11 protein-coding genes are annotated in these 11,309 nt (G+C 67.9%); all 11 read right to left on the reverse strand.

All coding sequences use genetic code 11. The features are described 5' to 3' along the window. Nucleotide 1: 1 nt before the first annotated feature. Complete coding sequence (locus WEG36_13805; GenBank protein ID MEX1258684.1) at nt 2-1,399, reverse strand: hypothetical protein; 1,398 nt, start codon at nt 1,397-1,399, stop codon at nt 2-4. Nucleotides 1,400-1,424: 25 nt separating this feature from the next. Continuing rightward, a complete protein-coding gene (locus WEG36_13810) occupies nt 1,425-2,192 on the reverse strand; it encodes a TonB C-terminal domain-containing protein (GenBank protein MEX1258685.1) in 768 nt (255 codons plus the stop codon). Between the two features lie 82 nt (nt 2,193-2,274). After that, nucleotides 2,275-2,670 (reverse strand): biopolymer transporter ExbD, encoded by a 396-nt coding sequence (locus WEG36_13815; GenBank protein ID MEX1258686.1) that lies wholly within the window; start codon nt 2,668-2,670, stop codon nt 2,275-2,277. Between the two features lie 35 nt (nt 2,671-2,705). Next, the gene (locus WEG36_13820; GenBank protein MEX1258687.1) at nt 2,706-3,425 is read right to left on the reverse strand and encodes a MotA/TolQ/ExbB proton channel family protein; all 720 of its coding nucleotides are present in this window, start codon (nt 3,423-3,425) and stop codon (nt 2,706-2,708) included. Beyond that, entirely contained in the window at nt 3,422-4,384 is a 963-nt protein-coding gene (locus WEG36_13825) for an NAD-dependent epimerase/dehydratase family protein (protein MEX1258688.1), read from the reverse strand. Before WEG36_13825 ends, WEG36_13820 begins: the two co-directional genes overlap by 4 nt. A gap of 74 nt (nt 4,385-4,458) precedes the next feature. Further along, nucleotides 4,459-5,850 (reverse strand): glutamyl-tRNA reductase, encoded by a 1,392-nt coding sequence (gene hemA / locus WEG36_13830; GenBank protein MEX1258689.1) that lies wholly within the window; start codon nt 5,848-5,850, stop codon nt 4,459-4,461. Between the two features lie 2 nt (nt 5,851-5,852). Further along, nucleotides 5,853-6,662, reverse strand: a complete 810-nt coding sequence (gene ccsA, locus WEG36_13835) for a cytochrome c biogenesis protein CcsA (GenBank protein ID MEX1258690.1) — start codon at nt 6,660-6,662, stop codon at nt 5,853-5,855. A gap of 54 nt (nt 6,663-6,716) precedes the next feature. Beyond that, nucleotides 6,717-7,865, reverse strand: coding sequence for a LysM domain-containing protein (locus WEG36_13840; protein ID MEX1258691.1), 1,149 nt, complete (start codon nt 7,863-7,865; stop codon nt 6,717-6,719). A gap of 651 nt (nt 7,866-8,516) precedes the next feature. Beyond that, nucleotides 8,517-10,073 carry a porphobilinogen synthase gene (hemB, locus tag WEG36_13845; protein ID MEX1258692.1) on the reverse strand — a complete coding sequence of 519 codons (1,557 nt, stop codon included), beginning with the start codon at nt 10,071-10,073 and terminating at the stop codon, nt 8,517-8,519. Continuing rightward, nucleotides 10,070-10,837: a tRNA (adenosine(37)-N6)-threonylcarbamoyltransferase complex dimerization subunit type 1 TsaB gene (gene tsaB / locus WEG36_13850; protein MEX1258693.1), complete on the reverse strand. Its 768-nt coding sequence runs from the start codon at nt 10,835-10,837 to the stop codon at nt 10,070-10,072. Before tsaB ends, hemB begins: the two co-directional genes overlap by 4 nt. Then, nucleotides 10,834-11,301: a tRNA (adenosine(37)-N6)-threonylcarbamoyltransferase complex ATPase subunit type 1 TsaE gene (gene tsaE / locus WEG36_13855; protein ID MEX1258694.1), complete on the reverse strand. Its 468-nt coding sequence runs from the start codon at nt 11,299-11,301 to the stop codon at nt 10,834-10,836. The genes tsaB and tsaE overlap by 4 nt, the downstream gene beginning before the upstream one ends. Nucleotides 11,302-11,309: the final 8 nt, after the last annotated feature.

An 11,309-nucleotide genomic window follows, 5' to 3' on the forward strand; every position in this document is an offset into this window, starting at 1 on the left:
CTCATCGGAGCGGCAGCTGCGGTGACCACGCCGGGAGAATCGGCTCGATCCCCGAAACGAGCGTCCGCTCGTTCCCGGTGACCATGTCCACGATCCTCAAGCTGTGCCCGGAGGAACGGGTGGCCGAGTAGACCAGGTGCCTCCCGTCGGGAGCGCAGCTCGGGTCCTCGTTCACACCCTCGAAGGTGAGCTGGACCAGGGGAGCCCGCCGAGTCATGTCGGCGACCAGGATCTGGTGGGCTCCGCGCTCGAATACTCTCCCGTGGAAGAGCATCATCCCCCCCGTCCGGCACCAGTCGGGGGATGTATAAAACCCCGGGCGATCGTACACGTAGGGTGACACGAGCTCGGGGCGGCCGGAGCCGTCCGCAGGCATTACGTAAATCTGCGGAGCGCCGTCCCCGAGCCGGAGGGAATTAAACGCCATCCTCGTGCCATCGGCCGAGAAGGTCGGGCTCAGGTCGTTGCTCCGGCCCTCGAAGATCGGCGTGAAGCAACACCCTCGCGCGATGTTGTAGCTGTAGAGTCCGTTCCGTCCGCTCCCATTGACCGCGAAGAAAATTCGCTCCCCGTCCGGGTGGTACGACGGGGTGATGTAGTCCCCGTCACGCGGCGTCGGGATCGCCGTCTCCTGGCCGGTGACGAGATTCAGTTGGTAGATCCGGGGCATCCCGACGTCCTTGAAGGACTGGTAGGCGAGGCGCGTCCCATCGGGAGACCAGGCGGGTCCGAGGGAGATGGGCTGGCCAAACCCCATGACCTGGTGGCGCGTGAGACGGCGCAGATTCTCCCCATCCGAATCTATGATCCAGAGGTCCTGGGTCCCGTCGTCCATCCGTCGCGAGAAGGCGATCCTTGTCGCCGCGATCCCCGGTTCTCCGAAGGCCCACTGTACGACGGCGTCCGACGCCACATGGACCGACATCCGAAAGTCGGGGGAGTCCAGAGCCCGGATGGGGATTCGCCCGCGCTGACGAACCTGGCGGTAGGTGACGTCGTGGAGCTCCAGGAGGAGGACCGTCGAATTCCCGGATCCCTCGATCCGCCCGGCCACGAGCCAGACCGCGCCGATCTGGTCCCAGAATTCGTAGTCCACCCCTTCACGGGCGAGCACCGTCGGGAGATTCGCCATCACGTTGAACCGGTCCGAGTAGCGGAGGTCGCGGGCGACGATGTTCTCGACCTGGCTCGCGAGCGGCTCCGCCCCCGCGGGGGCCGTGAAGGGCTGGATCGCGAGCGCCGGCAATGGACGGGTTTCGTATTGGAGCCCGAGGCTCACCCCGGGAAAACGCTCCTCGACCTGGGCGTCGAGCCCCGCTCCCCCCGCGGAGAGGGCCCCGATGAGGACGAGCCCGGCAACGCGGCCTCGAAGGTGGATGGGGGTTGCGAATATGGTCATCGTGGCTCTCCTCGATTCGGCGGTCTCACCCCCCCGGGCCTCGGCCCGGGGAGAACGTGAACTGGACCGGAAGGACTTCTGAATTCAGGTCGCCGGGAAGGGGCCCGAGTTGCCCGCGCCCGGCACACTCCACCGCACCGACCGCCTGGATATCGAGGGTCAGATTCCCCGAGCGGGAATGCACGCGGATGCTCGACGACGGGATCGTGCCGTCGTCCTGGATCTCGAAACGAAGGACGACCGTCCCCGCCGGCGATCCCGTGGGCCGGAAGCAAGCATCGATCCTCGCCGTGATGCGGGCGTAATACTCCGGGAAGTCCCGCCGGAGGCCCTCCATCCGAACGTTCATCTCGGCCGTGCTCGTCTCCGCGGTGACCGGCGGCTGTTCGACGACGGGGGGCGTCTCCGGCCGGGGCGCCGGGGGCGGTTCGGGCTCGGGCTCCCGCCGCACCTCGGGCTCCGGCTCGGGCTCCGGTTCGGGCACGACCTCCGGCTCGGGGTCGGGTGGTGGCGGTTCGGGCTCCGGCTCCGGCTCCGGCTCCGGGGGAATCTCCTGCGTCGGGGCGACGACCGGGGGCTCGGGCGCTGCCGCCTCGAGCTCCGCCGGGTCTCCCATGGTCACGATCTCGACCTGGTACGTGTCGTATTCGACGACGTCGCGGACCCCTCGCTGAAGGATCCAAGTGACGAGGAGGAGGACGACGTGGAGCGCGAACGACGCGAGGACAGGCCCGCGGCCGGGGCGGCGGGGATCGTGGGTGGCTCGGTCGGGATTCTGGTTCCGGTCGCTCATCGGTCCTCGAAAGAGGTCCTACACGGCACGGACGAAAGGGGTCGCCGCACCGGCGAACGCCCCCGGCCGACCAGCCTCACCCTCAACGCGGAATGGGTTCGGGTTCACCAACCATCAGGATCGGGACGCCATCTTCACGGGTCGCCGCGCCGACCGCGGAGGTCACGCCGAACACGATCCCGTAATCCGCGCGCGCATCCCCCCGGATGTAGACGATGTCCGGCTGCGCCACCTCGTAGAGCTGCCGGAATGCCTCCGCGAATTCCTCGACCGTGAAAGGCGTGTCCCCGATGCTCACCGTTCCGTCCTCCAGGATGTCCAGAATGAAGGGCGCCCCCTGCGCGGTGACGGGCTGGAGCTCGCCGCGGGGAAGCCGGATCTCCAGTCCGCCCTGGAGGATTGGAGCGGTGATGATGAAGATCACGAGAAGCGTGAAAGCGACGTCAATGAGCGAGGTGACGTTGATCTCCGCGTTCATTCGGAGGTCGTCCCGCCTCGCGGTGCGGCGCCCCCTCACACCCGCCCCTCACGGGCCAGCGTCCCGATAAACTCGGACGAGAACCCTTCCAGCTCGCTGGTGACGAGGTTCAGGCGGGCCACGAAGTAGTTGTAGGCGATCACCGCCGGGATCGCGACGGCGAGCCCCGCCACCGTCGTGATGAGCGCTTCCGCTACTCCGGGCGCGACAGCGTTGATGTTCGAGGAGCCCGTCGTGACGATGCCGAGAAAGGAGTTCATCACCCCGATCACGGTCCCCATCAGCCCGAGGAGCGGGGCGACCGAAGCGATGATGGCGAGCCAGGTCAGGCCGACGGCAAGCTCGTCCCGTTCTTCCGCCTCTTCCTTCTCCATCACCATCCGAAGAACCTCCAGCTGCGTCAGCGTGAGCCCTTCACCGGGTGCGGCCCCTTCTCGGAGCGCGCCCGGTCTCAACTCGCTGAAGAAGTTGACCCCCTGGCGGAAGACCCGGCCATAGGGTGAATCCGGAAGCGCGAGGATCACCTTGTAGGCGTCCTCCATCCGCTGCGATCGCTCCATGGCGTCGAGGAAGCGATCCCCCTGCGCCTGGACCGCGCGAAAGACCTTCCACTTCCAGAAGGTGATCGTCCACTGGGTCAGCGAGAACGCGGCGAGCACGAGGAGGATGACGATCGTCGGGGCCGTGCCCGAGAAGACGAGATCTCCCCACCACTGCGGCACCTCACGCCCGGCCTGGAGGAGGAGGAGAGTCACCGCGCACCCCCCTTCTTGGCCCCTTCACGCGCCGCGATCCACCGGAAAGTCTCCCCGAGCCCGTCGTGAAGGCCGACCTGGGGCGTCCACCCCAAGGACCGGAGCTTGGAGGTATTCAGCGTGCTGTGGCGGAGCTCTCCGTCGCGCGCGGGCTGAAAGCTCCGGCCCGATTGGAGCCCGGAGACCTCTTCCAGCACGTTCGCGAGAGTGAGGACGTTGGTAGCCAGAGAGGTTCCCACGTTGAATGCGAGATCGTCGAGTCCGCCCTCCGAGAAAATCGGCAAGTCGGACGCCATCAAGTTCGCACGGACGAGGTCGCCGACATAGACATAGTCGCGTGTCTGCTCACCGTCCCCGTAGATGTGGAGCTCTTCCCCCGCGAGAAGCCGCGTCGAAAAGATCGCGACGACCCCGGCCTCCCCGTCCGGATCCTGGCGGGGCCCGTACACGTTCGAGTACCGAAGCGCGATGTAGTCGAGGCCATGCACCCGGCGGTAGTACTGGAGGTAGAATTCGCCGGCGAGCTTCGTCACTCCGTAGGGAGAGAGCGGAAGTTTCGGCGCAGTCTCGGGTGTGGGGACCTCTTCCGGTTCCCCGTACACGACACCCCCCGAGGAGATAAAAATCACTCGCCCGCGCCCCTGCCTGCGCACAGCCTCCAAGACGTTCAGGAGTCCGAGAACGTTAGTCCGGGCGTCCTTCGCCGGATCCGCGACGGAGACACGCACGTTGATCTGGGCGGCATGGTGATTCACGAGGTCGAACCCGACTTGCGAGAAGAGTCGGGCGAGTCCGGGATCCTCGATCGCCATGCGCACGAAGGTCGCCCCTTCGGGAACGTTCGCCTCCTTCCCGGAGGAGAGGTCGTCCACGACCCAGACATCGTCTCCCCGGGCGAGATACCCCTCGGCGACATGGCTTCCGATGAAACCCGCTCCCCCCGTCACGAGCACGTTCATGGGCACTCTCCCGGGCGGCGTCCCGCGCCTCTCCCCGCTCCGCTCATTCGCCCTGGCCTCCTCGTGCGTGTGAATCAGTCCCGTTCGGTTTTCTCTTCGTCTCCGATCGGACCCTCGTTTGTGTCCCCTCCGACCTCCCCCACCTCCCGCGTCCCCTGCCCGACCTCACCGGGGCTCGAGGGAAGACCCTCCCCTTCGAGTCCGTAGAGGAAACGGGCCGCTTCGATGAGCTCGGCGCTGTCCATCGGCGGGACGTGGCCGCGAAGCCGAGCCGTCGGCTCGTGAAGGAGCTTGTTCTGGAGCCGTCGCGAGAACTCCTCGATTCGCGATCGGTCCCCGGCGGAGAGGTGCTCCATTCCACGAAAGAGGCGCTCCAGCTCCGATGTCCGCGCGACCTCCGCCCGCTTGCGAATCCCCTGGATGACCGGGACCGCCTCGAGCGACGCGTACCAGGCCCGGAAATCGTCGGAGTGCTTCCGTATGAGGTATTCGGCCTCCGGGACGGATCCTTCGCGGAGCTGCACGTGATCCTCCACGATCTTTCTCAGGTCGTCCACGTTGTAGAGGAAGACCTCGGGCTCGTCGCCGACGGAAGGATCCACGTCGCGAGGCACGGCGATGTCCACGATGAGGAGTGGGTGGCGACGGGGCTCGACGAAGGACTCGCGGACGATGGAGCGAGTGAGGACCGGGTGCGGTGCAGCTGTCGAGCTGAGGACGATGTCCACGGCCGGCAGCGCCTCGCGGATCCGTTCGAATGGGAGCGCGTGCCCCCGGTGTTTCATGGCGAGGCTGACGGCACGGTCATACGTGCGATTGGCGACGACCACACCTTCCACCCCTTCGCGCGTGAGCGCCGCCAGGATCAACTCCCCGGTCTCCCCGGCCCCGAGGAGGAGAACGCGCTTCCCCTTCAGCGACCCGAAGATCTTCCGCGCCAACTCAACGGAGACGGAGGCCACCGAAGCAGAGCCCTCGCCGATGGCGGTTTCGGAGCGCACGCGGCCGCCGAGAGAAAGCGCGGACTGAAAGAGTCGGTGAAGAAAGGGCCCCGCCATCGGGGGATCGAGGGGAATCCCCAGGGCACGCTGATAGGCGTCGCGGACCTGTCCCTGGATCTCCGCCTCCCCGGTCACCATCGAATCCAGCCCCGCCGACACCTTGAAGAGGTGTCGGACCGCGTCATCTCCCCACTCCTGAAAGAGGTAGTCGCCGAGAGGCCCCTCGGATGGACCCGCCTTGTTCTGGAAGATCCGTTCGACGGCACCTACCGCCTTCTCGTCCTGGGCCGGAAAGAGGTAGACCTCCGTCCGGTTGCAGGTCGAGAGGAGGACCGCTTCCTCGACCCCGGCCTCCTGGCGGAGAGAAACCAGGGCGAGCTCCCCTTCGGCGGGACCGAAGGCCAGACGCTCTCGGACCTCCACGGGCGCCGTCTCGTGGCTGATGCCGACCACCGCGAGAGGCATCGTCACAGGAAGAGCCCGCTTCCGCCCGACGCGAGCCGAAGGGCGAGGTAGACGCCGATGACGAGGGCGAAGCCCACGATCGCGGCGAGGGCCCCCCGATACTCCGAGCCCCCCTTCGCGCCGCGGACCATGAAGATGCCGAGGAAGACGAACCAGCTGAAAACGCCGAGCGCCACCTTCGGATCGGAGAGCTGGATCGCTCCCGGATTCTGCACCGTCCATGCCCACCCCACGACGAGTGCGAGCGTGAGGGAGACGAATCCCACCCAGCGCCCGATCCGCCCTACCGTCTCGAGGGTGGCGAGGGGAGGCGTGAAGAAAAAGAACCGGCCGAGCCGCTTCTCCTTCAGCTCGTGGTGCTGGATGAGGTACATGACACCTGCCGCGAAGGCCACTGCCAGCCCTTGGAGGCCGAGGAAGGCCAACGCGACATGGAAGACGAATCCCGCGCCCTGGAAGTCCATCGAACGCGGCGAAAGTTCGATCCCCAGGGCGAGGGCCACTCCCTGAACCACGACGACGAAGGGGAGGAGGGCGAGCGCCACCCTCCCCGCGCCCCGCATCGGTAGCATGACGATGAGAGCGAGACCGCCGATGAAGGAGAGGGAGGAGAGCGCCGCGCCCGGTCCCACGAGGGGGAGCTCTCCGTTCGTCCGCCAGAAATCCACCAGGGCCAGCGCGTGTATCGCGACCGCGACGACCGTGAGGGAGGCTGCGGCGAAGGCCCTCCGCCCCCCCGCCCCGCGAAGGAGCTGTACCACCCAGAGGGCGAAGGCGCCGATGTAGGAGAGGAGGGCGAAAAGATGGATCACGCGCTTCCGCGCCGCAGGGTGTTCCGGGCCAACTCAGCGTACCGGACCGACAGGTCACGGCATCTTCGAATCCAGCACCATCCAGAGACCGGCCCGAACTGCACCCGGAGTCGCGACGGAGAGCAATCGGACCGTGGCCGTCGAATCACGGATACCGACGACCTGGAAGCGGGCGACCTCCCGTTCCGCTCCGTCCCCCCCGCTCGCCCCGATTCCGGCAAGCTCATCTCCGACGACCAACCCGGCATCCCCTCCCTGATCGATGAATGCGAAGTCGCCGGGGAGATGAAGCTCTTTCCTTTCTTGGAAGGCGAGGAGCCTTGCACGCACGCCGGAGTCCGACGGGGCTGGGTGTACGCCGGAGGAGAGCGGAAAGGTCCTCGCGAGGGTCAGGAGATGTCCGACGCGGAGGCGCCCGAATTCGTCCACGACCCGCGCGACAACGGCCGACGGATCCACCTGTTCGATCCGGACGATTCCCGAGGGAACCGTGACGTCCCCCAAACCTGGAATCCTCGCCCCGAGGGCGTAGGTCAGGAACTCTTCTCCGACTCTGGGCGTGCCTTCCCCGAAGAACCGCAGCACGACCTCCGCGCCCGGCTGAATGCTCACACTCGTCGAAAGAGGTGCTCCGGGACTCGCCAAGCCGACCACCTCGCCCATGCGATCGCTCCCGTCCCCCTCGGACACGATCCATCCGGCGGCGAGGAACACTCCCTCGGGGACCGCTGGAGTGTCGGCCTCGCCCTGAGTCATCACGATGGGACCGACCACCTCCGGTCCCCCGGAGTCGAAAAAGACCGTTCGGGTGGCAAGGTCCCGCTCGGGCGGGTTGCCGGGGGTGAAGGGACGGCTCTCCAGCATGGCCCGCCGCTCCTCGAAAGGCAGCGTCGCGACCGTCACTGCCGGCCGTCCGTCCACCTGCACCCCGAGGACCGTGGCCGCCGGGGCCAGGGCGGGGGCCGCGCCCGGCAGGACGAGCTCCATTCCCACACGGATCCGGTTGGGGTCCGAAAGCTGGCCGCGATTCGCCTCGAAGATCCGGGCCCACTCCGCGGCGGAGCCCAGGTATTGACGGGCGATGCTGCCCAGCGTCTCGCCGGGCAAGACGACATGGGTTCGCGCCGCCGCCGCCCGCTGCTGAGCGCCGGCCGGAAGGAACGAAATCAGGAGGACGAGTGCGATGGCTACGGAGCGGATCATGACGGCTCCTTGTGCTCCGGTGTGGCAGCCGGGTGCGGGAAAGGGCAATCCTTTCCGATCCGAGCCAGGCAGAGTGCCAAACGCCCGGATCGCGCCGCGCCCCGGCCGTCCTTCGGGGAAGATACGGGCCCGAAGGAGAGGGGTCAACGATTTGACTACAAATGTTTACTGGTGTCGCTGCGGGGAAGTTGGTGCAAGAACCGTGCGGGGGGTGGTCGGTCGGTCATCGGACGGAGGGCTGGGGGCAGACGTCACCTTCCTACCGTACCTCTTCGCGACGCTGGCTTCCGGGCAGCGGCCCCCGGACGGTCGGCGACGTCTGCCCCCAGCCCTCCGTCCTTTCGGCGTCCTTGTATTGTCGCAATCGGAAATTAGGGAGGGGTAGGGGGGGCGGATGAGGGAGGAAGTGAGGGGTCCGGGGGGGGGGTCACCGACCGTCGGCCTGCCTCCCCGCGCGAACGACGAACGGCTGAGGGCTCAGGGGGGCGGGTTTGCCGAGCGTCCGGAGGGGGCTGCCCCGTGCGACGAACGCGGAGGGCTGAGGGGGGGTCGGGGGGCTGCGGCCACCGACCGTCCGGGGGCAGACGCCAGGAATTGTTCAGATGGGAAAAAGTACGGCAGGTCGGTGGCCGCAGCCCCCCGACCCCCCCCTCAGCCGCGCCCCAACCTCCGCGCGTATTCCCGCGCCCAATAAGACACGATGATGTCCGCCCCCGCCCGCCGGATCGAGAGGAGCGCCTCCTCCATCGCGCGCTCGTCCAGCCATCCCCGCTCGATCGCCGCCATGATCGCCGCGTACTCCCCTGAGACGTGGTAGGCCGCCACGGGCGCCCCTGTTTCTTCCTTCACCCGCCGGATCACGTCGAGGTACGCGAGCGCCGGCTTGACCATGACGATATCCGCGCCCTCCTCGAGATCGGCGAGGACCTCGCGGATCGCCTCGTCCGCGTTCGCGGGGTCCATCTGGTATCCCCGCCGGTCACCGAAGGCGGGTGCCGAGTCAGCGGCATCGCGGAAGGGCCCGTAAAACGCCGAGGCGTATTTGGCGGCGTAGCTCAGGATGGGCAACTCGACGAATCCGGCTCCGTCCAGCGCGGCACGGATGGCCCCGACCCGGCCGTCCATCATGTCCGAGGGCGCGACCATGTCGGCGCCCGCCTCGGCATGGCTCACGGCCGTACGGGCCAGGAGGTCGAGCGTCGGATCGTTCAGCACCGTCTCGCCGTCCAGAACGCCGCAGTGTCCGTGCGTCGTGTATTCGCAGAGGCAGACGTCGGTCACCACGAGAAGGTCCGGGAGCTTTCCTTTGAGATCCCGAACGGCGCGTTGGACGATTCCATCGGCCTTCCAGGCCCCGGTCCCCTGTTCGTCCTTATTTTCCGGAATTCCGAACAGGAGGACCCCTCCGAGCCCGAGCTCGAACGCTTCGCGCGCGTCTTTCACCGCCTCGTCCACCGACGTGCGCGCGACTCCCGGCATCGAGGGGATGAGGGTGCGCACCCCCCTTCCTCCTTCGACGAAGAGGGGAAGGAGCAGTTGGCCGGGAGAAAGGCGGGTCTCGCGGACGAGCGCGCGGAGGCGTTCGCTTCCCCTCAACCGGCGGCCGCGATAGGTCGGTAGCTCCGTCATCGGTGCTCCGGCTCGAGAAGCGAGGGCGCTCTCTTCGGGGGGGCGAAGAGGCGGGGACGAAAGATCGAGGCGCAGGATCCGCGCATCCTCTCGGGGATGATCATAATAGTGCTCGCGGACCCCCACCTGGCGGAACCCCCGCGAGCGGTAAAGGGCGATTGCCGGGTCGTTGGAGGCCCGCACCTCGAGGAAGACGGACCGGAGGGCGGAGTCCCGGGCGAATTCGAGGAGATGGTCCAGGAGGTCGCTCCCGACCCCCCTTCCTCGCACTTCGGGCACCACGGCCAGATTTACGATCTCTCCCTCGTCCGCAGCCCAACGGAGGATTCCGTGGCCGACGAATCTACCTTCCGGCTCCGGCAATTGAGCCACGAGAAAACGAACCCCCTCGCGGCGCACCAGCGCCCTCAACGAGGCGTAGTTCCAGGGGACCGAATACGCCGCCGCCTCTACCTCCACGACGGAGGGGAGGTCGCTTGGACGCGCATCTCGAATGCGGACCGCAAGGCGTTCCCGGTCCTGGATAAGCCGGGAGCCGATTGGCGCGGGCGCCGGTTCCGGTGGAGCCGGATCCTTCATCGGGACCGGGTGCGGCCGACCGTTGGGCGGCGCGCCCAGGATCCGCGGAGGTAGTCGGGTTCCCAGCGGCTGCCCGGCCGCTCAGGGGAATCGTCCGGAGAGAGGGCTTGTAGACGCAGTAGTCCCTCGGCGGTCGGGATTCCGGTCGGCGGGAGGAGGAGCCGGTGTCCCGATTCGAGGATCGTGGCCGCGTGCCGGAGCGCGCCGGAGCCCGCGAAGAGGACGCCTGCCGGAAGTCGCCCGGAGAGCACCTCGCCCACTGTCGCCGGGTGTGGGCGGACGAGGACCTCGAGCCTCTCGCCGCCGAGCTTGAAGCAGGCCCCGTAGACCCGGTCACCCCGGGCGTCGAACAGGATGTACCGGGGCCGACCTGGCGCACCCGCCCCCGGCTCCACGGCCAGGCCGGGGATCGGACCGGCGACACCCTCCGGGAGCGTCGAGCCGTCCGAGACCGCGGCCGCGGCGAGGGAAGACCGGGGCCAGAGGGGAATCCCGAGGGCGATCGCGAGACCTCTCGCGGTCGCCGCCGCGATGCGGACCCCGGTGAACGAGCCCGGTCCCTTCCCCACCACGATTCCCTCGAGGTCGCGCGGGCTCACTCCGGCCCGATCGAGAGTCGCGGAGATCCCCGGAAGAAGGCGCGCGGCATGATCACGCGCTTGGAGGAGGAATTCGCGGGCGAGGAGCTCCTCTCCTCGTGCCAGAGCGATCGAGCCGACGGGGGTCGAGACGTCGAAGGCGAGGAGGAGGGCGGGCGGGCTCACCGGCTCTCCTCGAGGCTTACGGGAAAGCCGGGAAGGTGGGGAGGATTTCCCAGGCGGTGGACCTGGACCATCCGGAGGTGGGATCCGGGCTCGGGCGGGGCGAGGTGGATGTCCCAGCGGTCCGCCGGAAGGTGATCGCCCGCCCGCTCGGGCCACTCCACGATGACGATTTCCGACTCCTGTCCGAGTTCTTCCCAACCCAACTCCCAGAGCTCGTCTGGCTCGCGGAGGCGATAGAGGTCGAGATGCACGACCTCGACCCCTTCACGCGCCGGGTATCGAAAAAGAAGGTTGAAGGTGGGCGACGGCACGGCCGCTTCCACGCCGGCCCCCTGCGCGATCGCGCGGGCGAGGACGGACTTTCCCGCCCCGAGCTGTCCCTTGAGGCCCAGGAAAACAGGGGTCCCGACGTCCCGGCCGACGCACTCTCCCCAGCGCACGAGGTTCCGCTCCGAGAGGATCATGGCGCGGG

This window comes from Gemmatimonadota bacterium, assembly GCA_040882465.1.
In the GTDB taxonomy this organism is placed as follows: Bacteria; Gemmatimonadota; Gemmatimonadetes; order Longimicrobiales; family Gaopeijiaceae; genus JBBEBG01.